This window comes from Variovorax sp. WS11, from assembly GCF_010499245.1.
GTDB lineage: Bacteria > Pseudomonadota > Gammaproteobacteria > Burkholderiales > Burkholderiaceae_C > Variovorax.
On the sequence record NZ_JAAGOW010000001.1, the window covers coordinates 2,781,991 to 2,801,346 of the forward strand.

Consider the following 19,356-nt stretch of genomic DNA (forward strand, 5'->3'; position numbering starts at 1 on the left):
GGAAACCTCCGCGCTGCGCGCTGCGGTGCTATTCGACTTGGGAGCGGCCCGGCACGTCATTGGAGTACCTTCGCCTTCGCCTTCGCCTTCGCCTTCGCCTTCGCCTTCGCCTTCGACTGCGGAGCGAGTGCCTTCGGGCGGCCGTGCGGCACTCATGCGTCGGCCTCCTCGATCAAAGCCCGCGCCTCGGCGAGCAGCTCTTCCGTGTGCTCGCCCAGCCGCGGCGGCGCGCGCCGCAGCTCGGCCTGCGCGCCCGACATGCAGATCGGGCTGGCGATGAACTTCAGCTTGCGGCCCGAGGACGAGTTGCCCTCCAGGATCATCTCGTTGTGCAGGGTCTGCGCATCGACCAGCGCCTCGCGCATGTCGCGCACCGGCGCCGACAGCAGGTCCTGTGCTTCCAGCCGCGCCAGCCAGTGCTCGCGCGTGTGGCTCGCAAAGCGGTCGCGGAAGATCGCGTGCAGCTCGGCCTTGTTCGCGAACTGCGCGGTGAGATCGGCGAAGCGCGCATCCAGCGACAGGTCCTCGATCTCCAGCGCCGCGCAGATGTCGCGCAGCGGGTTGGCCTTGAAGGCGCCGACCAGCACCAGCGGTCCGGTCTGTGTGTCGAACACGCCCGACAGCGGCATCGCGGCCCAGTTGACCTCCGAGTCTTCCATCATCACCATCGCGGCTTCCTGCATCTGCATGGCGAGCATGGAGTTGTAGAGCGACACAGCGATCTTCTGGCCTTCGCCGGTGCGCTCGCGCTGCAGCAGCGCGAACAGGATGCCCTGCACCATGTGCATGCCGGCGGTGTAGTCGGCCAGCGCCGTGGGGTAGATCGAGACCGGCACGGTGGCGTCGGCACGCCGTGCCATCACGCCCGTGAGTGCCTGCGCCAGCACGTCCTGCCCGCCCTTGTGCGCGTAGGGCCCGGTTTCGCCGAAGCCCGTGCCCACCGCGTAGACGATGCGCGGGTTGATGCGCCGGCAGTCCTCGTAGCCCAGCCCCAGCCGCTCCATCACGCCGGCGCGGAAGTTGTTGCAGACCACGTCGCTGTCGGCGATCAGCGCCTTCACCAGCTCCATCTGGGCCGCGTCGCGCAGGTCGATCTCGACGCTGCGCTTGTTGCGGTTGAGGCTGCAGAAGATCGGGTTGTCCTCGCCCGCCACGGGCGCGAAGGTGGAGCGGCTCAGGTCGCCCGCGCCCTTGCGCTCGATCTTGATCACGTCGGCGCCATGGTCGGCCAGCATCTGGGTGCAGACCGGGCCCATCATGACCTGCGTGAAGTCGATCACGCGGATGCCGGCCAGCGGCAGGTTGTTGCCGTTCGAATGGATCATGCGGCCTCCGCGAAGGAACGGGCGATCGCCGGGGTGTCTGCGTTCGGGCCCTTCTGGTCGCCGGGGTCCGCGCCTTGCGCACGCAGCGTGCGCTGCAGCTTCGCGATGTCCACGTTGCGCACCGCGACGCCGGCATCCAGCGCCAGCGCGGCGGCGGTGCCGGTGGCCTCGCCCATCGCCATGCAGGGCGGGATCTCGCGCGAGATCTTCTGCGCGGCCGAAGTCGACGAGTAGTGGCGTCCGGCCACCAGCAGGTTCTCCACGCTGCGCGGCACCAGGGTGCGGAAGGGGTAGTAGTAGTCGCGGCCACGCGCCACGCTGTCCGCGAAGCGGGCACGCTGCGCCACGTCTTCCTTGGTCATCACGTACTCGCCTTCCAGCAGGCGGGTCTGGCGGATGCCGGTCTGCGGCGCCAGGTCGACCAGGTAGCAATCCTTGAAGCCGGGCAGCTTGGCACGGATGAACTCGATCACCTTGTGGATGGTGGCGCGGCCCTGCACTTCGGCGCGCGTCAGGTCGGTCACCTTGAGCCCATCCAGGCCCGCCATGTGCGGGCAGTTGCACCACACCACGCCGGGCAGCGGCGTCTTGAGCCACCACGAATCCCAGGCGCCGCCCAGGATGTGCTTGACCTCGCGGTCGAGCACCGCGAAGGCCTCCGGCTCCTCGTGCTCGAAGCGCTCGGCTTCGTCGGTGTCGACGCCGCCGAGGCGGAACACGGTGGTCACGATGTAGGCACCGCTGATGTGCGGCGCACCGGCCGAGGCCGCCACGTCGAGGTCGCCTGTGGCGTCGATCACCACTTTGCCCAGGATGGCTTCGCGCCCGCTCTTGGATTCGACCACCACGCCCTTGACCTGGCCGTCTTCCACCAGCGTGCGCGAGAACCAGGAGTGCAGGCGCAGGTTGATGCCGGCCTGCTGCACCATGTCGAGCGAGGCGCGCTTGAAGGCGTCCGGGTCGAAGGCGGCGGCAAAGCAGATGGGGTGCGGCTTGTCCTTGCTGTGGAAGTCGAAGGTGCCCCAGCGCTTCCAGCGGCGCACCGACTCGGGCAGGGTGCCCCAGTCCTTCTGCTTCGGGTACTCGGCCAGGCCGCGTTCGGCCATGCGCTCGATCATCTCGAGGCAGATGCCGCGCACCGAGATCTCGCGCAGGTGGCTGTCCCACATGTCGTCGAGCACCAGCACCATGCCGCCGGAGGCCAGGCCGCCCAGGTGGTTGTAGCGCTCCAGCAGCGTCACGCTGGCGCCGTTGCGCGCAGCAGCCACGGCGGCCGCCTGGCCGGCGGGGCCGCCGCCGACCACCACCACATCCGATTCGGCTGCGACGCGAATGTCGTGCGCAGGTTCTTGCATCCAGTCGCCAATACGGCTCATAGGGGTCTCCTAAATAAATTTCGAGTCGGGGCGGCGTTGGAGTCGCCCCTTGAGGTCGTTCAGTGCTGGCTTTCGGGCTGCCAGCGGATGATCCAGCGCTCGGCCAAGGTGACGAGCAGGAAGAACAGGCCGGACAGCGTGGCGCTCATCACGATCGCGGCGTAGAGCAGCGGCGAATCGAAGTTGAAGGTGGCTTGCAAAATCATGGCGCCGATGCCCACCGTGGCACCCACCCACTCGCCCACCACCGCACCGATCACGCTCATCGACGCCGCAATGCGCAGGGCCGAGAACAGGTAAGGCAGCGAGTTCTGCAGGCGCAGGCGGAAGAAGATCTCCGTCTTGCTGGCCGACAGCACCCGCATCAGCTCCATCGCCTGCGGGTTCACCGACTCCAGGCCGCGCACCATGTTCACCAGCGTCGGGAAGAAGCACACCAGCGCCGCGATGGTGATCTTGGGCTCCATGCCGTTGCCCATGATCAGCACCAGCACCGGCGCCTTGGCCACCAGCGGGATGGCGTTGAACATCAGCACGACCGGAAAGAAGATGTCCTGCAGCGTCTTGTTGTGCACGAAGACGGTGGCGATGGCGATCGCCGCCAGGTTGCCCAGCAGGAAGCCGCCGGCCGCCTCCATGGCGGTGGGCAGCAGGTTGTCGAGCAGCACCGCGCGCTTGGCGTAGAGCGTCTCCACCACCGCCCAGGGCGAGGGCGCGATGAAGGGCTTGACGTCGAAGATCGCGATCACCGCCCACCACAGCACGATCAGGCCGGTGATGCCCAGCGCGGGCAGGAGGCGGCGGCGCCACAGGCGGCGCTGGCGTGCCGTGGCCCAGGCCTGGTACTCGGGGTCGGCCGCGGCGAGGGTGGCAGCGGAGGCGCTGCTCACGTCGAGAGAAGAAGTGCTCATGAAAAAGGGCCTCGCTCAGCAGGTTTCCAGCACGCGCCGCAGATGGGCGGTGAGGCGCACGAATTCGGGGGTCTCGCGGATGTCCAGCGTGCGGTCCTCGGGCATGTCGACCGGGACGATCTCGCGCACCCGGCCCGGATTCGCCGCGAGCATCAGCACGCGCTGGCCCAGGAAGGCGGCCTCGTGGATGCTGTGGGTGACGAAGAGGATGGTCACGCCGGTTTCCTTCCACACGCGCCGGATCTCCTCGTTGAGGCGGTCGCGCGTGATCTCGTCGAGCGCGCCGAAGGGCTCGTCCATCAGCAGGATCTTCGGATCGCTGGCGAGCGCCCGCGCGATCGACACGCGCTGGCGCTGGCCGCCGGACAACTCGTGCGGCCATGCGTTGGCCTTGTCCTTGAGGCCGACCAGTTCCAGCAGTTCCTTCGGCGAGCGGCGACCCTTGCGGCTGGCGCCGCCGCCGACCTGCAGCGGCAGCTCCACGTTCTGCAGCGCGGTGCGCCAGGGCAGCAGCGCCGCGTCCTGGAACACGAAGCCGATGTCGCGGTTCTTTCGCGCGGCCTGCGGGCTGGTGGAGAGCACCTCGATGCGGCCGCGGCTGGGCTCGAGCAGGTCGGCCACCACGCGCAGGAAGGTGGACTTGCCGCAGCCCGAGGGGCCGAGCAAGGTCAGGAACTCGCCCTGCGCGACGTCGAGGTCCAGGCTCTTGATGGCGGTGACATCGCGGCGCTCGGTGAAGAAGCGCATGCCGATGTCGCGGCAGGAGATCGCCGGCGTGGCGTTCATGACGGCGGCCATGGGGTCAGGCCTTTCCCATGCGCAGGCTCGTGGTCGCCTTGAGCGCGTCGAGCGTGATCACGTCCTCCACCTTCGGCGTGCGGGCGGTGAACTGGCCCAGTTCCGAATAGGTCGCGATCTGCTGCTGCCAGACGGCGGGGTCCATGGCACCCCAGCCCTGCGTCTGCGCGAGGCCGCCGAAGCTGTAGTCGAGCATGACGTCGACCGCCAGGCGCTCGTCCTCCGCCTTGAGGTTGGGGTACTCCTTGACCAGCAGCTCCACCGCCTGGTCGCGGTTGGCCCGCACGTGTTGCCATCCCTTCGCCGTGGCGCGCAGGAAGGCTTCGATCACCTTGGGCTGCGTTTCCAGCGTCTTGGTCGAGGCGTAGTAGGGCAGGGCGTAGAGCTGCACGCCGGCGTCCCACAGCGTGAGGTCGACGCGATCGGGGCCCAGCATCTTGAGCGCCGTCGTACTGGTGAGCCAGCCGGTGACCACGTCGACCTGTCCGGTCAGGAGCGGCGCCATGTCGGAGCCGACGGTGACGACCTTGACGTCCTTCTCGGGAATCTTGTTCTTCGCCAGCAGCGCACGCAGCAGGATGGCCGCGGTCGACGGAATGCCCACCTTCTTGCCGACCAGGTCGGACGGCTTGCGCACCGGGTTCTTGGCCAGCGAGAAGAAGGTGAAGGGATGCTTCTGCGCCCCGATCGCGAAGCACTTGATCGGCAGGCCTTGCGACACCGCCAGCATCACCGAGGGGCTGGACGACACCTGCCCCACTTCGTAGCGGCCGGAGGCGACGATGGCCACGCCATCGATGTTGGGCCCGCCCGGCTGGATCGCGAAGTCGATGCCCTCCTGCTCGTAGAAGCCCAGCCGCTTGGCCACGACCTCGCCGATCTGGTTGACGCCGACGATCCAGCCGAGCTGCATGTTGATCTTCGCCTTGCCCTGGGCCAGCGCGTCGATGGAGAGCAGCCCGCCGCCACCGAGGCCGGCGGCCAGGAGCGAGGTCTTGAGGAGGCGGCGGCGACCGGGATCCCGGAGATTGGCCATGGCAGATTCCTTTGCGTTGGAGACAAGAAAAATGAAAGCGTCGACCTGGGCCTTCGATGTCGCGAAACATGCGACGGTGAAGACGTCATGACAGGAATGCTAGGAGCGGGAGGCGTTGCCTCCAAGCACCGTTTTTCGCAACGGGCGCGCTAAAAATTAGCTCGGACAGCCTTCTGGAAAACCCTGTGTGCGGATAAGACAAATGCCTGAAATGAAGGCAATTTGGTTGCTTGGATTTCAGCCTTGCAAGGCATCTTTCCAATGAAAACCTTGCTACGCCGAAGTGGCGGGCCGGTGGCATGAACTGTGCAAGTTCCAGCCATCGTTTCCCGGAGACACCCCATGGATGATGGTCAAGCCATCGCAGTCCGGCCCGCGACGGAGTCGCTGCTGGATGCCGACATCGAAGTCCTGAAGCTCTCGCTTCGTACCACCAACGTGTTACGCCTCAACCAGCTCCACACGGTCCGCGATGTGACCCGCGTGCCGGCGAAAAAGCTCTTCGTGCTTTCGCGGCTGGGCCGCAATTCGCTGCGGGAGATCGTGGAAAGCATGCACCGGCGAGGCTTGCAGCTCGCCGACTGAAAACAAGGTATCGGCATCTGACTCGGCGCGGTCAGCGCCGGACAAGCTCAGTCAGCTTGGTGATATCGCCGGCATCGGCCGCTCGCAGGGAATCGAGGTAGAGGTTCCGGACGTCGCCGCCCGCCCCGAGGTCGGCGCCCTGACCCCAGGAAAAGGGCGAGCCTCCCGCTTGGGCCAACAAGCTGTCCGTCATCAACCGTGAGTGCCGGCCATTGCCGTTCGGAAAGGCATGGACGAGCACGAGTTGGTGGTGAAAACGCACAGCGATCTCATCCAGCGGGAACACCCGCTCATGCATCCAAAAATCCGTGTTGTCGAGGAGCTGGCGAAGCCTCGTAGGAACCTGGCGCCAATCGCAACCGATGTTCTTGTCGGACTGCCGAAAGGTGCCGGCCCACTTCCAGGTCTTGCCGAACATGCGCTTGTGGAGCTCGCGGCAAAACTTCTCCGTCAACACGGCGGGATGCCGACCGCGCTTGAGCCACTTGAGCGCCTCGACGATGTTGGCCTGCTCCCACTCGTTGAGTTGGCCGTGCGTGGTGATGTGCCTCGGGATGAGTTGCGCGAGTTCGTCGGCGTCGAGCGGGGTCTGGCCCGGGTGATCTTGGAACGCTAACGCCACAAGTCCGACCACTTTCCCGCGAGCAGTTCTGCGCGGCGCTGGTCCACCTGTTGGCGCAGGTACAGATCACTGGGCCGCTGGTCTTCAAGACGCATCGAATGCGCGATGCCGAGTATCTCGGACCGGGCCACCTGTACGGCTTGGTCCTGGACCATGTCCACCAAGGGCTTGCGAGGCACCAGGCCATAAACAAGTTCGCAGTCCAGCCCTTCGGCGAGCCTGCGCAGTTGCGCCAACGAAATGCGTTCGTCGGCCTCAGACTGTTCGGACTTGTGCAGCGTGGCCACGGCGACCCCTACGCGTGTGGCTTGCTGTCGGACCGTCAGGCCCAGTGCTTCACGTATGGCGCGCAGCCAGCCTCCGCTTGGAGCGGGAGTTCCTCGAATCTGGTGGTACGGCTTTAGCGCCTCGTCGACTTGCTCGAGGCGGAGCTGGTTGAGATTGGCGGGCATCTGTTGGCGGTTCGACAGGATTAATTGCATATGTTAGCCCACAGACGAACGAAGTTAGATAAAACGTTAGCCTATAGGCGATCAATATTCGGCTGATTGTTCGCCGATAGGCGAACAAATTGCGAGTTTTGTGAGCTATCGGTAAACGGAATGGCGCTATTCGTGCGCTGCCAGACATGAGCGGGCGAAGCCCGCCGCGCTTCACGTGCCATGGGCCTGCCGATGGCGAAGAAGGTGCGCGCCTTCAGGCGCGGCAGAACAGCAGCACCGAGTTCGTGCCGCCGAAGGCGAACGAGTTGCTGATTGCGGCCTCCAGCCGCGGCGCCGCGGCGCCTTGCTGCGGCACCAGGTTGAGCCGGCATTCCGGATCGACCTCAGTGCAATGCGCATTGGGCGGCAACTGCTGCCGGTGCAGCGCCAGCACGGTGATCACCGCCTCCAGCGCGCCGGCGGCGCCGAGCAGGTGGCCGTGCAGCGCTTTGGTCGAGCTCACCTGCAGATCCTCGAGCGCGGCCTCGCCCCAGACCTCCGCCAGCGCATTGCGCTCGACCACGTCGCCGATGCGCGTGGCGGTGCCGTGCGCATTGCAGTAGCCCACGTCGCGCGGCGCGAGCCCGGCCGATCGCAGGGCGGCGCGCAGGGCACGGGCCTGGCCCGGCGCGTCGGGCTTGGTGAGGTGGGTGGCGTCGCAGCCGATGCCCCAGCCGGCCAGTTGCGCGTAGGCGCGCGCGCCGCGGGCGCGGGCACGCTCGGCCGACTCCAGCACCACGAAGGCGGCGCCCTCGCCGAGCGCGAAGCCGCTGCGATCGCTCGCGAAGGGGCGGACGGCGCGGGCCTCCTCGCCGGACGCGAAGGCGGCCAGCGTCTGCATGGCCTGCCAGGCGAGCACCACGCCGGGCACAACCAGCGCCTCGCTGCCGCCGGCGATGGCGATGTCGACCTCGCCGCGCTGCACGGCCTTGGCCGCCTCGGCGATGGCGACGCCCGATGAAGCGCAGGCCACCGAGTAGGTGAGCACCGGGCCCTGCGCCTGCCTGCGCATCGCCACCTGCGCGGCCGGCGCGTTGGGCATGAAGGCGGGAATGGTCAGCGGCGGCATGCGCGCATTGGCGCCGCGGTAGGCGGCCTCGAGCGCCGCGGCGCCGCCCATGCCGCAGCCGGCGTAAACGCCGATGCGTTCGGGATCGGCATCGCCCAGCGCGCCCGCGTCTTGCACCGCGAGCTCGGCAGCGGCCACGGCGAGCTGGCTCACGCGGTCGACGCCGGCCAGCTGAAGCTTGGTGAACCAGCGGGCGGCGTCGAAGGGCGCGAGCGCGGCGGCGGTGGGTTTGGGGAGTTCGGGGAAGACGGGCTGCACGGCCGACTCGCCGCGCATCAGCGCGTCGAACATCGCGCCCGCGTCGTCGCCATGCGGGCTCACGACGCCCAGCCCGGTGACGGCGACCTGCACGGCGCTCACTTGGCCTGGGCGGGTGCGGCCTGCGCGGCCAGGGTTTTGTCGACCATGGCGGCCAGCTCGGCGAGCGTGTCGACGTTCACGTCCTGGTCGGGCATCGAGATCTTGAAATGGTCTTCGACGGCGAACACGAATTCGACCAGTGTCAGTGAATCGAGGCCCTTCTCGCGCATCGACGCGTGGGGGTCGAGCGCCGCGGGGTCGAGGCCGTATTTCTCTTGGATCAGATCCTGTAATTCTTTCAGCGAACTCATTGGGCGGTGTCCGTCTTCACGGGGGGCCAAGGGTCATCTGTGAGGGATGATATCCGCTCCCCCGAAGACTGCAGGGGCCCTGGCGCCGGGCGTCGGCCGCCAGCGCATCGAGGGCCAAGCAAAGGCAATGCCCAGCAGCGCGCCGGCCAGTGCGTCCAGCACCACGTGCTGCTTCACGGCCAGCGTCGAATACGCGATGGCGGCGAACCAGAGCCAGTTGCCCAGGCGCAGCGACAGGGGCGCGCGCGCGCGGTGCAGCACGTCGTTCACCCGGATGGCGGTGAAGATCGCGACGGCCACGTGCATCGAAGGGCAGGCGTTGCCGGGCGCGTCCACCCCCTGCAACAGCGCGAAGCCGGGGAAGTCCGAGCCGCCGGCCATGAGCGGCGGCACCTGCGTCGGCCAGAAGTGGAACAGGGCCAGGCCGCCGAGGCACAGCGCGCCGACCCACAGGCCGTAGACCACCAGCTCGCTGAAGTTGCGCTGCAGCCCGGGCGCCAGGCCCACGTAGAACCACAGCGAGAAATACGCGATGAGCATCTCGGGCTGGAAGGGGACCAGCAGGTCGAGCGCCGTGAGCGGCATCACGGTCATCGCATGCACCGGATGGCGCAGCAGCTGGAAGTAGCCGATGAAGAAGAGCCAGGTGAAGACCGTGACGCCGACGATCTTCAGGGCCAGCAGATGGCGGATGCGAAAGCCGAGCTCGGAAGTCCAGTGCGGGGGTGCGGAAGAGGGCATGTGCAAGTGGATGAGCGTGCGTCGACGTCGTTCATCGTTTGCGGCACGAGCACCGAGCATGCCTGTTTTCGCGGCGGCATGAAACCCTCCCTCCTAAGCCCGCGCCGGCAGCACCATCCCCCGGCTCTCGCCGAAGCCGATGCGCGCATGGCCCGGCTTTTCGCACCAGCCGCGCAGCAGCACCGCGTCGCCGTCCTCGAGGAAGCGGCGCTCCTCGCCGTTGGGCAGCGCGATGGGCTTCTGGCCCCCGCGCGTGAGCTCGATGATCGCGCCGGCCTCGCCCGGCCCCGGGCCCGAGATGGTGCCGCTGCCGAACAGGTCGCCCGCGTTGAGGCTGCAGCCGCCCACCGTGTGGTGCGCCACCATCTGCGCGATGCTCCAGTACTGGTGCTTGAAGCTGGTGGACGACAGGCGAGCCGGGCCGCTGCCTTCGGCACGCGCCTTCTCGCTCTCCAGCCACACCTCGAGCCGGATGTCGATGGCGCCGGCCGCACGGTTGGCCTCGTCCTCCAGGTAGGCCAGCGGCTGCGGGTCCTGCGCAGGCCGCGTCCACGGCAGGCGGTAGGGTGCCAGCGCCTCCAGCGTGACGATCCACGGCGAGACCGTGGTCGCGAAGTTCTTGGCCAGGAAGGGGCCGAGCGGCGCCATCTCCCAAAACTGGATGTCGCGCGCCGACCAGTCGTTGAGCAGGCCGATGCCGAAGATGTGCTGCTCCGCCTTCGCCAGCGGGATCTGCTCGCCGGGTGCGTTGCCCTTGCCGATGTAGATCGCGAGCTCGAGCTCGTAGTCCAGCCGCGCGCAGGGCCCGTAGACCGGCGCCTTCGCGCCCGGCGGCAGGGCCTGCCCCATCGGCCGGCGAAAGCGCTGGCCACTCACGCCCAGCGTCGAGGCGCGGCCGTGGTAGGCGATCGGGATCCACTGGAAGTTGGGCGTGATCGGGTCCTCCGGCCGCAGCAGCCGGCCGACGTTGAGCGCATGGTCGATCGAGGTGTAGAAGTCGGTGTAGTCGCCGACGTTGGCGGGCAGCTTGAACTCGGCCTCTGCTTGCGGGACCAGGCAGCCGCGCACGGCCTCGACGAGCTCGGGGGCTGCATCGTCCTTCAGCAGCGCGAACAGGGCATGGCGCAGCGCACGCCACACGCTGGGGCCGAGCGCGAAGAATTCGTTGAGTGCCGAGGTGGCGCAGGCACGCGCCCCATCGAGCGCAGCGCCTTCGAGCTGCCGGCCGACGGCGAGGGCGCCGAGGTCCAGTACTTGGTCGCCGATGGCGACGCCGGCGCGCAAGGGCTCGCGGCTGCCGGTGCGGCGGAACACCGCGTAGGGCAGGTTCTGGATCGGGAAGTCGCAGCCCTCGGCCTGGGCCGAAGCCAGCCAGCTGCGCGCGGCGGGATCGTGCGTGTGGTTGAGCATGGCGTTCACCCCGCGCTGGCCATCAGCGCGTCGTCGAAGATCGCGACCGCGCGCGTCCAGCCCGCCGAGGCGCCGCGGATCTTGTGCGGGAAGCAGCTGATGAAGAAGCCGTCGGCCGGCAGCGCCTCGAGGTTGTGCAGCTTCTCGAGGTGGCAGTAGCCGATGTCGCGGCCGGCCTTGTGGCCTTCCCAGATCAGCGAGGCGTCTTTCGATTCGCCGTACTTCTTCGCGGTATGGACGAAGGGCGCATCCCAGCTCCAGGCGTCGGTGCCCGTGAGGCGCACGCCGCGCTCCAGCAGGTACATGGTGGCCTCGTAGCCCATGCCGGCGCCGGCCGAGACGTAGTCGCTGTGGCCGTAGCGCGAGCCGGCGCGCGTGTTGACCACCACGATCTCCAGCGGCTTGAGCGCATGGCCGATGCGCTTGAGCTCGGCGTCCACGTCGCCGGCCGTCACCACGTAGCCGTCCTCGAAGTGGCGGAAGTCCAGCTTCACGCCGGGTTGGAAGCACCATTCCAGCGGCACGTCGTGGATGGCGATCGCGGGCTTCTTGTCGCCGAGCGCCTTGTCCATGGTCGAGTGGAAGTGGTAGGGCGCATCGAGGTGCGTGCCGTTGTGGGTCGAGAGCTGCACGAACTCCACGGCCCAGCCCTCGCCGTCGGGCAGGTCTTCCTTCTTGAGGCCTGGAAAGAAGGGCTCGATCTGCTCGTAGGTCTGTTCGTGCGTGAAGTACTGGATCTTCGGCGCGAAGGCGGGCGGATCGGAGAGCACGTCGTTCTCGAGAAAGATCGACAGGTCGACGAATGTGCGGGTCATGGAGGCTTCCTTTTCTTCAGGGGTGCTGCCAGCGCAGCAGCTTGTTCTCGGCGAGGGCGAGCAGTGCGTTGCTCGCGAAGCCGATCAGGCTCAGCAGCACGATCCCGGCGAAGAGATCGCTCGCACGGAAGGCGCGCGCCGCGAGCAGGATGGCTTGGCCCAGGCCGCTTTGCGAGGCGATCATCTCGCCGACCACCGCCACGATGAGCGAGATGGTCAGCGCCAGCCGCATGCCGGCCAGGATGTCGGGCATTGCGTTGGGCAGCCCGATCTTCCAGATGAAGGCGGCGCGCGGCATCTGCAGGCAGCGCGCCACTTCCGCGAGGCGCGGCTCGACGGCGGCGAATCCGTGCACGGTGGCCAGCAGCACCGGCCACATGGCGCCGAAGGCGACCACGAAGAGCACCATGCCCGGATTGAGGCCGAAGATGGAGATCGCCAACGGCAGGAGGGCCGACGCCGGCAGCGGCCGGATGAATTCCAGCGTGGGCTGCACCCAGGCCCGCACGGCAGCCGAGACGCCGATGGCCGCGCCCAGCAGCACGCCGAACAGCGAGGCCAGCAGCCAGCCCTCCAGCATGCGCAGCACCGTGGCACCGGTGAAGGCCAGTAGCTCCCCGTTGCCGCTGCCGCCGAAGTTCAAGCCCTCGGCCAGGCTGGTGAACGTGGCTTGCGGGGTCGGCAGGAAGACCCGGCTGACCCAGCCTGCGTTGCTCGCCAGCCACCACAACGCGACCAGCGCCGCGAGCAAGGCGGTCGAGCCGAGCCAGCCGTGGATGCGCGCGGTCAATGCACCGCCTTCGGCTGCGGTATTCGCCGCGGGAGCGGCCCGGCGGCTCACTGGAGTACCTTCGCCTTCGGCTGCGGTGCTGTTCGCCTTGGGAGCGGCCCTGCGGCTCATGACGCGCTCCCCATCCGCCGCGCCACATGCCGCTGCAGCCGCAGCATGCCCGCATTGACAACGAAGCCCACCACGCCGATCCAGCCCAGCCAGGCCAGCATCAGCGCCGGGTCGAAGCTCTGCTGCGCGATCATCATCGCGTAGCCCATTCCGTGGGGATTGGCCGCGATCTCCACCGTGACCGCGACCACCAGCGCCACCGCCACGCCGAGGCGCAGCGCGACGAACAGGCGTGGCACGATGGCCGGCAGCACGATCTTGAAGGCGCGGTCGCGCGCCGAGAGGCCGAGCACCCGACTGAGCTCGAGCAGGCGCGGCTCCACCTGCTGCACCGCCGACTGCACCAGGACCAGCATCGGCCAGAAGGTGGCGAAGGCGACGATGGCGAGCTCCATGCGCACGCCGAAGCCGAACATCAGCATCGACAACGGAATCAGCGCCACCGACGGCACCGGCCGCAGCACCTCGATGGAGAGCCCGCCCAGCTGCGCGGCGCGGCGCGACAGCCCGAGCACGATGCCCAGCGCGATGCCGAGCACGGCGCCCAGCAGCAGGCCCAGCGCGGCTGTGCCCAGCGTGAAGCCCGTGGCCTGCCACAGCGAGCCGTCCAGCGCCGCGCCGGCGAAGGCTTCGAGCGCGGCGCTCGGCGGCGCCAGCGCATCGCTGCCCAGCGCCGCGGCACGGCGCGCGTACCACTCGAAGAGCCCGAGCAGCAGGGCCGGGAAGACCCAGGGCCGCAACAGCGGGAGCAGGCCGCGCCTCACGCCTTCGTCAGTCATGGCTTTGCTCGATGAAGGCGAACAGCTCGCGACGCAGGCGCACGAACTCCGGATGCTCCTTGGCCGTGAGCTGGTCGCGCGGACGCGGGATGTTCACCTCGATCATGCGCGCCAGGCTGGGCCGCCCCGGCCCCGGGTCGGCCTGCAGCGCGATGACCCGGTCGCCGAGGTAGATGGCCTCCTCCAGGTCGTGCGTGACGAAGAGCACGGTGAGCCCGTCCTCGCGCACCAGGCGCGCGAGCTCGTCCTGCAGGCTCTGGCGCGTGAGCGCATCCAGCGCGCCGAAGGGCTCGTCCATCATCATCAGCTCGGGCTGCTGCGCCAGGCAGCGCGCGATCTGGGTGCGCTGCTGCATGCCGCCGGAGAGCTGCACCGGGAACTTCTGCGCATGCGCGGCGAGGCCGACCTTGGCCAGCACTTCGGCGATGCGCGGCGCCTGCTGGTGCTTCGGCACGCCGGCCGCCTCCAGTGCCAAGCCCACGTTGCCCGCCACCGTGCGCCAGGGCAGAAGCGCGCGGCCATAGTCCTGGAACACGAAGGCCACCTCGCGCGAGGGCTCGGTCATCGGCCGCCCATTGCGCCGCACCTCGCCGGCCGTGGCGCGCACCAGGCCGGCGGCCGCGCGCAGCAGCGTGGTCTTGCCGCAGCCGCTGGGCCCGACGATGCACACGAACTCGCCGCGCGCCACCTCGAAGGATGTCGGCGACAGCACCTCGCGCGCGCCGTAGCAGATGCGCACGCCTTCGACGTTCAGCACTTCCGCGTTCACTTGACGACCAGCTTCGTCACGTCGATCGAGGTCTTGAGCATCTCCTGCTCCTTCATCAGCTCGACCCAGTAGGCCATCTGCTTCTCGCTGACCACCGGGCCGGGCGGCGAGATCTGCACCTTGGCCAACACCTCCGGCGGCAGCTTGATGTATTTGCCGATGCTCGCGCGCACGCGGGCGTCGTTCTTGGCTTGCTGCATGAAGGCGCCGCTTTCCTGCACCGCCTCGCGGAAGGCGCGCGCGGCCTCGGGGTTCTTCTGCACCCATTCGCGCTTGGCCGCATGCACGATGGTCTGCTTGCCCTCGGGAAGGAAAGTCGAGTAGTACGACGCCACGTAGCCCGCGCCGCTGTCGGTGATGCGGCTCATGAACGGATCGGCCGACACCACCGCATCGACCGAGCCGCCGCGCAGCAGGTCCGCGTGCTGCGGAAAGGCGGCCTCGACGAAGTTGACCTTGCGGTAGTCCACGCCCTGGTCCTTGAGGTAGGCCCGGAAGGTCACGTGAAGGAAGGCGCCCAGGCCGGGCACGCCGATCTTTTTGCCGATGCAGTCTTGCGGGGTCCTGATGCCCGAGCCGGCGCGCGCCACCAGGCCGAAGCCGGTCATGGTCTTGGAAGTGAGCCCGCCGCCGGCCACCAGCACCAGGTCCATCCCGCCGTCCACCGCCTGCAGGAAGACCGAGGGCGTGGGTCCGCCGATCTGCAGCGAATCGGACTGCAGCGCGGCCGGGATGGTGGAGTTGAGTGGGATGAACTTGAGCTCGACATCGAGCCCACGCTTTTTGAAGTAGCCCTCCTCGGCCGCCACGAAGATCGAGGCGAAATCGGTCACCGCGGTGTAGCCGAACACGATCCGGGTGCCGGCCTGCGCGCGCGCGGGCAGCGCGGCGGTGCCGGAAGCGGCGGCCAGCGCCGCGAGCAGGGTGCGTCGTTTCATCATGGTTTGTGTCTCCTGGTCATGGGCTTCTTCTGCGCGGCCCGGGGGCGGGGCAGCGCCGCGCGCAGGCCGCCGACGATGAAGTTCACCAGCATCGGCGCCACCGCCGGGTCGCTGCGCCGGTTCTCGCCGTGCGAGAGCCGCTCGATGCGGTTGTCGTTCAGGTGGTGCAGCAGCGTGCCCAGCGCGAACTGGTAGCCCCAGGCCGCCTGGGCGCGCGTGGCATGCGGCAGCGCGAGGTGCAGCGCGTCGATGTAGGCCTCGGCCAGCGGATCGAAGTAGCCGCGCAGCACGCGGTCGGCCTCCTCGGTCGCGTGGTAGAGCTCGCGCGCGACGAGCAGCGCGTAGTACTCGCCCTCGGCGCTGGCGCGCAGCGCGAGCACGGGCGCGGTGAAGGCTTCGATGATGCGCGGCAGCGTGCGCGCGTCCTCGGGGTCGATGGGCACCGCGCGCAAGCCCGCGAGGCGCTCCTCGATGGTGTGGCTCCAGTGCTCGAAGATCGCGTGGAAGAGCTCGTGCTTGGGGCCGTAGTAGTAGCCGACCAGCGCCAGCGGCACGCCTGCCTCATCGGCGATCTGGCGGATCGTCACGGCGTGGTAGCCGTGTTGGGCGAAGAGCTTTTCGGCTGCCAGCAGGATCGCATGCCGGCGGTCGGGCCGCGCGCCTTCGGCCGCGGCGGCTGCGCCTGCGGCGCGCTGCGGTGATCGGTGAAGAGGGGCAGCGCGGGGCGCACGTGAAACCATGTGCTGTATTGAACAAGCGTACAAAGTTCTTGTACAGCAGTACAAACCCTGTGCTTTCCCGCATTGAAGGCACAGGCGCAGGCGCGTTAGGCTGCAACGGTGAAACCCACCTCCAGCCCCTGCGTTCCCCAAATCCGCCTTTATCAGGACTGGCTGCGCGAGCAGCGCGGCCTGGCCTTCGATTCCTACGACGCGCTGTGGCGCTGGTCGGTCACCGACCTCGAGGCCTTCTGGCGCAGCGTCTGGGACTGGAGCGGCATCCGCTCGCCCGCGCCGCCGACGGTCGCGCTGGCCGATGCGCGCATGCCCGGTGCGCGCTGGTTCCCCGGCACGCAGGTCAACTACGCGCATGAGGTGCTGCGCCATGTCGATGCGGCGCATGCGGCCGGCATGCCGGCGATCGTGAGCGAGAACGAGCTGGGCGAGGTGCGCGAGATCTCCTGGCCCGAGCTTCGCCGGCAGATCGCATCCTGCGCGCTCGCGCTGCGTGCGCTGGGCGTGCAGCGCGGCGATCGCGTCGCGGCCTATCTGCCCAACGTGCCCGAGACGATGGTGGCCTTCCTCGCCTGCTCGAGCATCGGCGCGGTGTGGAGCCTGTGCGCGCCCGACATGGGTACCGCCGCGGTGGTCGACCGCTTCCGCCAGATCGAGCCCCGGCTGTTGATCGCGGCCGACGGCGTGCACTACGGCGCCAAGGCGCTGGATCGCAGCGCGGTGGTTCAGGAGCTGCGTGCCGCGCTGCCCAGCGTCGAGAAGCTGCTGCTGCTTCGCACGCCCTTCGCGGCGCAGCAGATCCCGGCCGAGGCTGCGTGGAGCGACGCCATCGCGCGCGACGACGGCGAGACCGCGGCCTTCGAGCCCGAATGGCTGCCCTTCGACCATCCGATCTGGATCGTCTACTCGAGCGGCACCACCGGCCTGCCCAAGCCCATCGTGCACGGGCAGGGCGGCATCCTGCTGACAATGTACGCCTGCGGCCTGCACCACGACCTGGGCCCGAGCTACGGCGCCAACAACTTCGGCGAGCGCTACCACTGGTACAGCTCGACCGGCTGGGTGATGTGGAACTCGCAGCTCTCGGGCTTGGCCTTCGGCACGACCGTGTGCATCTACGACGGCAATCCATCCGGCAGCAAGGAGAAGCCTGACTGGGGCGTGTTGTGGCGCTTCGTGGCGCGGCACAAGGTCACTTTCTTCGGCGCCGGCGCAGCCTATTTCTCCAACTGCATGAAGGCCGGGCTCGAGGCCAAGGCCTCCGGCGACCTCTCGCGCGTGCGGGCGCTCGGCAGCACCGGCTCGCCGCTGTCCGAGGAAGTCCAGCGCTGGGGCACGGCGCAGCTGCGCGCGGCCGGCGCGCCCGAGGTGTGGTGGTACAACATCTCGGGCGGCACCGACTTCTGCGGCGCCTTCGTCGGCGGCAACCGCGAGCTGCCCGAGGTGCCGGGGCAGATGCAGTGCCGCTTCCTCGGCGCTGCGGTCGAGGCCTGGAACGAGCAGGGGCAACCGGTGATCGGCGAGGTCGGCGAACTGGTGTGCACGAAGCCGATCCCGGCGATGCCGCTGTGCTTCTGGGGCGACGAAGGCAACGCGCGCTACCTGTCGAGCTACTTCGACACCTATCCGGGCGTGTGGCGGCACGGCGACTGGCTTCTGATCGGCCAGGACGGCGGCTGCATCATCTACGGCCGCAGCGACGCCACCATCAACCGCCAGGGCCTGCGCATGGGCACCAGCGAGATCTACAGCGCGGTCGAGGGCCTGCCCGAAGTGCTCGATTCGATGGTGGTGGACCTGGAGTACCTGGGCCGCGAGAGCTACATGCCGCTGTTCGTCGTGCTGCGGCCCGGCGTCGCGCTCGATGCGGCGATGCGCGCGAAGATCGAGGGCACGATCAAGACCCGGCTCTCGCCGCGCTTCGTGCCCAATGACATCTTCCAGGTGGCGGAGATTCCGCGCACCCTCTCGGGCAAGAAGCAGGAATTGCCGATCAAGAAGCTGCTGCTGGGCCAGCCGATCGAGAAGGTGGTGAACCGCGAGGCCATGGCCAATCCGGGCAGCCTGGACTGGTACGTGGCCTTCGCGGTGCAGCGGGGCGAGGCGCACAAGAGCGGCGCGTGAGGCCGCCCCGGAAATTGCCGCAGTGCAGCAAGAATGGGTGGGGCGTGCTAAGGTCGCGCGGGTCTAGGGTTAATACCTAACCGCCATCCCCGCCGCCCATGTCCGCACCCTCCCTGCCTGCTTCCGAAACCACACCCGGCTTTGCGCGCGCGATGCTGGCGCTCGGCGTGGGAGGCTTCGCCATCGGCACCGGCGAGTTCGTCATCATGGGCCTGCTGCCCGAGGTCGCGCGCGACATCGGCACCACCATCCCGCAGGCCGGCCATGTGATCAGCGCCTATGCGCTGGGCGTGGTGATCGGTGCACCGGTGCTCGCGGTGCTGGCCGCCGGCTGGGCCCGGCGCGCATTGCTCATCGCGCTGATGGCCGTGTTCGCTGCCGGCAACTTCGCCAGCGCCCTGGCGCCCGGCTACCTCTCGTTGAACCTGCTGCGCTTCGCCAGCGGCCTGCCGCACGGCACCTACTTCGGCGTGGCGGCCCTGGTCGCTGCAGCGCTGGCGCCGCCGGACCGGCGAGCGCGCGCCGTCGGGCTGGTGATGCTGGGGCTCACCGGCGCCACGCTGGTCGGCGTGCCCATTGCGGCCTGGCTGGGTCAGCACTTCGGTTGGCGCGCCGCCTTCGTCTTCGTCGGCGCGATCGCCGTGCTTGCGATGGCGATGCTGCGGCGCGACCTGCCGGACCTGGCCGCGCCCTCGGGCGCCAGCCCGCTGCGCGAGCTGGGCGCGCTCGGGCGCAAGCAGGTCTGGTTCACCCTGGGCATCGGTGCGATCGGCTTCGGCGGGATGTTCGCGGTCTTCAGCTATATCAAGCCCACGCTCACCGAGGTAGCGGGCCTGCCGCTGGGCGGCGTGCCGCTGGTGCTCGCGCTCTTCGGCTGCGGCATGGTGGGCGGCAACCTGGTCGGCGCGCGCCTGGCGGACAAGGCGCTGATGCCCACCATCGGCGGCCTGCTGGTCTGGGCCGCGCTGGTGCTCACTACCTTTTCGTTCGCGGCCCACCATGTGGCGACGGCCGCGCTCAACGTGTTCCTGATCGGCACCATCGTCGCCATCGGCCCGGCGCTGCAAATCCGGCTGATGGACGTGGCCGGCGACGCGCAGACCCTGGCCGCGGCCCTCAACCATTCGGCCTTCAACATGGCGAACGCGCTCGGGGCCTGGCTGGGCGGCGTCGCCATCACCGCGGGCCTGGGCTGGACTTCGACCGGCTGGGTCGGCGCGCTGCTGGCGCTGGCGGGCCTGGGCGTGTTCGGCTGGTCGCTGGCCAGCGAGCGCGGGCGCCTGCGCGCCGTGGCGGCGAGCGCGAGCCGCTGAGCGGGCCTGATACC

General features: G+C 68.7%; 20 protein-coding genes. 3 read left to right on the forward strand and 17 right to left on the reverse strand.

What is annotated here, in order from left to right; genetic code table 11:
* Nucleotides 1-152: 152 nt before the first annotated feature.
* The 5 genes from GXN78_RS13715 to GXN78_RS13735 are packed head-to-tail and all read right to left on the reverse strand — an operon-like array spanning nucleotide 153 to nucleotide 5,446.
* Nucleotides 153-1,325, reverse strand: coding sequence for a CoA transferase (locus GXN78_RS13715; protein ID WP_106561001.1), 1,173 nt, complete (start codon nucleotides 1,323-1,325; stop codon nucleotides 153-155).
* Entirely contained in the window at nucleotides 1,322-2,701 is a 1,380-nt protein-coding gene (locus tag GXN78_RS13720; RefSeq protein WP_106561000.1) for an FAD-dependent oxidoreductase, read from the reverse strand. Before GXN78_RS13720 ends, GXN78_RS13715 begins: the two co-directional genes overlap by 4 nt.
* A gap of 59 nt (nucleotides 2,702-2,760) precedes the next feature.
* Nucleotides 2,761-3,612 (reverse strand): ABC transporter permease, encoded by an 852-nt coding sequence (locus GXN78_RS13725; protein WP_106560999.1) that lies wholly within the window; start codon nucleotides 3,610-3,612, stop codon nucleotides 2,761-2,763.
* Between the two features lie 15 nt (nucleotides 3,613-3,627).
* Nucleotides 3,628-4,410: an ABC transporter ATP-binding protein gene (locus GXN78_RS13730; RefSeq protein ID WP_106560998.1), complete on the reverse strand. Its 783-nt coding sequence runs from the start codon at nucleotides 4,408-4,410 to the stop codon at nucleotides 3,628-3,630.
* A gap of 4 nt (nucleotides 4,411-4,414) precedes the next feature.
* Nucleotides 4,415-5,446 carry an ABC transporter substrate-binding protein gene (locus tag GXN78_RS13735; RefSeq protein ID WP_106560997.1) on the reverse strand — a complete coding sequence of 344 codons (1,032 nt, stop codon included), beginning with the start codon at nucleotides 5,444-5,446 and terminating at the stop codon, nucleotides 4,415-4,417.
* 342 nt (nucleotides 5,447-5,788) lie between these two features.
* Between GXN78_RS13735 and GXN78_RS13740 the strand changes: the two genes are divergently transcribed.
* Entirely contained in the window at nucleotides 5,789-6,031 is a 243-nt protein-coding gene (locus tag GXN78_RS13740) for a DNA-directed RNA polymerase subunit alpha C-terminal domain-containing protein (protein WP_106560996.1), read from the forward strand.
* A 31-nt stretch (nucleotides 6,032-6,062) separates the two neighbouring features.
* Here GXN78_RS13740 and GXN78_RS13745 read toward each other — a convergent pair whose 3' ends face one another.
* The 12 genes from GXN78_RS13745 to GXN78_RS13800 all read right to left on the reverse strand — a co-directional run bounded on the left by GXN78_RS13745 (nucleotide 6,063) and on the right by GXN78_RS13800 (nucleotide 15,911).
* Nucleotides 6,063-6,665, reverse strand: a complete 603-nt coding sequence (locus GXN78_RS13745; RefSeq protein WP_239142706.1) for a mobile mystery protein B — start codon at nucleotides 6,663-6,665, stop codon at nucleotides 6,063-6,065.
* Nucleotides 6,644-7,135 carry a mobile mystery protein A gene (locus GXN78_RS13750; protein WP_239142707.1) on the reverse strand — a complete coding sequence of 164 codons (492 nt, stop codon included), beginning with the start codon at nucleotides 7,133-7,135 and terminating at the stop codon, nucleotides 6,644-6,646. Before GXN78_RS13750 ends, GXN78_RS13745 begins: the two co-directional genes overlap by 22 nt.
* A gap of 214 nt (nucleotides 7,136-7,349) precedes the next feature.
* Nucleotides 7,350-8,564, reverse strand: a complete 1,215-nt coding sequence (locus GXN78_RS13755) for a beta-ketoacyl-[acyl-carrier-protein] synthase family protein (RefSeq protein ID WP_106560993.1) — start codon at nucleotides 8,562-8,564, stop codon at nucleotides 7,350-7,352.
* Nucleotides 8,561-8,815, reverse strand: coding sequence for an acyl carrier protein (locus GXN78_RS13760; protein WP_106560992.1), 255 nt, complete (start codon nucleotides 8,813-8,815; stop codon nucleotides 8,561-8,563). The genes GXN78_RS13755 and GXN78_RS13760 overlap by 4 nt, the downstream gene beginning before the upstream one ends.
* A gap of 33 nt (nucleotides 8,816-8,848) precedes the next feature.
* Entirely contained in the window at nucleotides 8,849-9,556 is a 708-nt protein-coding gene (locus tag GXN78_RS13765) for a phosphatase PAP2 family protein (protein WP_106560991.1), read from the reverse strand.
* 93 nt (nucleotides 9,557-9,649) lie between these two features.
* Complete coding sequence (fahA, locus tag GXN78_RS13770; RefSeq protein WP_106560990.1) at nucleotides 9,650-10,975, reverse strand: fumarylacetoacetase; 1,326 nt, start codon at nucleotides 10,973-10,975, stop codon at nucleotides 9,650-9,652.
* Complete coding sequence (locus GXN78_RS13775; RefSeq protein WP_106560989.1) at nucleotides 10,972-11,781, reverse strand: cyclase family protein; 810 nt, start codon at nucleotides 11,779-11,781, stop codon at nucleotides 10,972-10,974. The genes fahA and GXN78_RS13775 overlap by 4 nt, the downstream gene beginning before the upstream one ends.
* Nucleotides 11,782-11,797: 16 nt before the next feature.
* Nucleotides 11,798-12,682 (reverse strand): ABC transporter permease, encoded by an 885-nt coding sequence (locus GXN78_RS13780; protein WP_239142708.1) that lies wholly within the window; start codon nucleotides 12,680-12,682, stop codon nucleotides 11,798-11,800.
* Entirely contained in the window at nucleotides 12,679-13,461 is a 783-nt protein-coding gene (locus GXN78_RS13785) for an ABC transporter permease subunit (RefSeq protein WP_106560987.1), read from the reverse strand. Before GXN78_RS13785 ends, GXN78_RS13780 begins: the two co-directional genes overlap by 4 nt.
* Nucleotides 13,454-14,230 carry an ABC transporter ATP-binding protein gene (locus tag GXN78_RS13790; RefSeq protein ID WP_181360698.1) on the reverse strand — a complete coding sequence of 259 codons (777 nt, stop codon included), beginning with the start codon at nucleotides 14,228-14,230 and terminating at the stop codon, nucleotides 13,454-13,456. The genes GXN78_RS13785 and GXN78_RS13790 overlap by 8 nt, the downstream gene beginning before the upstream one ends.
* Nucleotides 14,227-15,171, reverse strand: a complete 945-nt coding sequence (locus GXN78_RS13795; RefSeq protein WP_106560986.1) for an ABC transporter substrate-binding protein — start codon at nucleotides 15,169-15,171, stop codon at nucleotides 14,227-14,229. Before GXN78_RS13795 ends, GXN78_RS13790 begins: the two co-directional genes overlap by 4 nt.
* Nucleotides 15,168-15,911, reverse strand: a complete 744-nt coding sequence (locus GXN78_RS13800; protein WP_106560985.1) for a TetR/AcrR family transcriptional regulator — start codon at nucleotides 15,909-15,911, stop codon at nucleotides 15,168-15,170. Before GXN78_RS13800 ends, GXN78_RS13795 begins: the two co-directional genes overlap by 4 nt.
* 99 nt (nucleotides 15,912-16,010) lie before the next feature.
* Between GXN78_RS13800 and GXN78_RS13805 the strand changes: the two genes are divergently transcribed.
* Both GXN78_RS13805 and GXN78_RS13810 read left to right on the forward strand, forming a co-directional pair.
* A complete protein-coding gene (locus tag GXN78_RS13805; RefSeq protein WP_106560984.1) occupies nucleotides 16,011-18,029 on the forward strand; it encodes an acetoacetate--CoA ligase in 2,019 nt (672 codons plus the stop codon).
* Nucleotides 18,030-18,127: 98 nt separating this feature from the next.
* Entirely contained in the window at nucleotides 18,128-19,342 is a 1,215-nt protein-coding gene (locus GXN78_RS13810; protein WP_106560983.1) for an MFS transporter, read from the forward strand.
* Nucleotides 19,343-19,356 lie beyond the last annotated feature (14 nt).

Bases quoted from the DNA above. Each gene is read 5' to 3' on its own strand.
- GXN78_RS13715 (WP_106561001.1), bottom strand. From the start codon at position 1,325: ATGATCCATTCGAACGGCAACAACCTGCCGCTGGCCGGCATCCGCGTG.
- GXN78_RS13720 (WP_106561000.1), bottom strand. From the start codon at position 2,701: ATGAGCCGTATTGGCGACTGGATGCAAGAACCTGCGCACGACATTCGC.
- GXN78_RS13725 (WP_106560999.1), bottom strand. From the start codon at position 3,612: ATGAGCACTTCTTCTCTCGACGTGAGCAGCGCCTCCGCTGCCACCCTC.
- GXN78_RS13730 (WP_106560998.1), bottom strand. From the start codon at position 4,410: ATGGCCGCCGTCATGAACGCCACGCCGGCGATCTCCTGCCGCGACATC.
- GXN78_RS13735 (WP_106560997.1), bottom strand. From the start codon at position 5,446: ATGGCCAATCTCCGGGATCCCGGTCGCCGCCGCCTCCTCAAGACCTCG.
- GXN78_RS13740 (WP_106560996.1), top strand. From the start codon at position 5,789: ATGGATGATGGTCAAGCCATCGCAGTCCGGCCCGCGACGGAGTCGCTG.
- GXN78_RS13750 (WP_239142707.1), bottom strand. From the start codon at position 7,135: ATGCAATTAATCCTGTCGAACCGCCAACAGATGCCCGCCAATCTCAAC.
- GXN78_RS13760 (WP_106560992.1), bottom strand. From the start codon at position 8,815: ATGAGTTCGCTGAAAGAATTACAGGATCTGATCCAAGAGAAATACGGC.
- GXN78_RS13765 (WP_106560991.1), bottom strand. From the start codon at position 9,556: ATGCCCTCTTCCGCACCCCCGCACTGGACTTCCGAGCTCGGCTTTCGC.
- GXN78_RS13775 (WP_106560989.1), bottom strand. From the start codon at position 11,781: ATGACCCGCACATTCGTCGACCTGTCGATCTTTCTCGAGAACGACGTG.
- GXN78_RS13780 (WP_239142708.1), bottom strand. From the start codon at position 12,682: ATGAGCCGCAGGGCCGCTCCCAAGGCGAACAGCACCGCAGCCGAAGGC.
- GXN78_RS13785 (WP_106560987.1), bottom strand. From the start codon at position 13,461: ATGACTGACGAAGGCGTGAGGCGCGGCCTGCTCCCGCTGTTGCGGCCC.
- GXN78_RS13795 (WP_106560986.1), bottom strand. From the start codon at position 15,171: ATGATGAAACGACGCACCCTGCTCGCGGCGCTGGCCGCCGCTTCCGGC.
- GXN78_RS13800 (WP_106560985.1), bottom strand. From the start codon at position 15,911: ATGGTTTCACGTGCGCCCCGCGCTGCCCCTCTTCACCGATCACCGCAG.
- GXN78_RS13810 (WP_106560983.1), top strand. From the start codon at position 18,128: ATGTCCGCACCCTCCCTGCCTGCTTCCGAAACCACACCCGGCTTTGCG.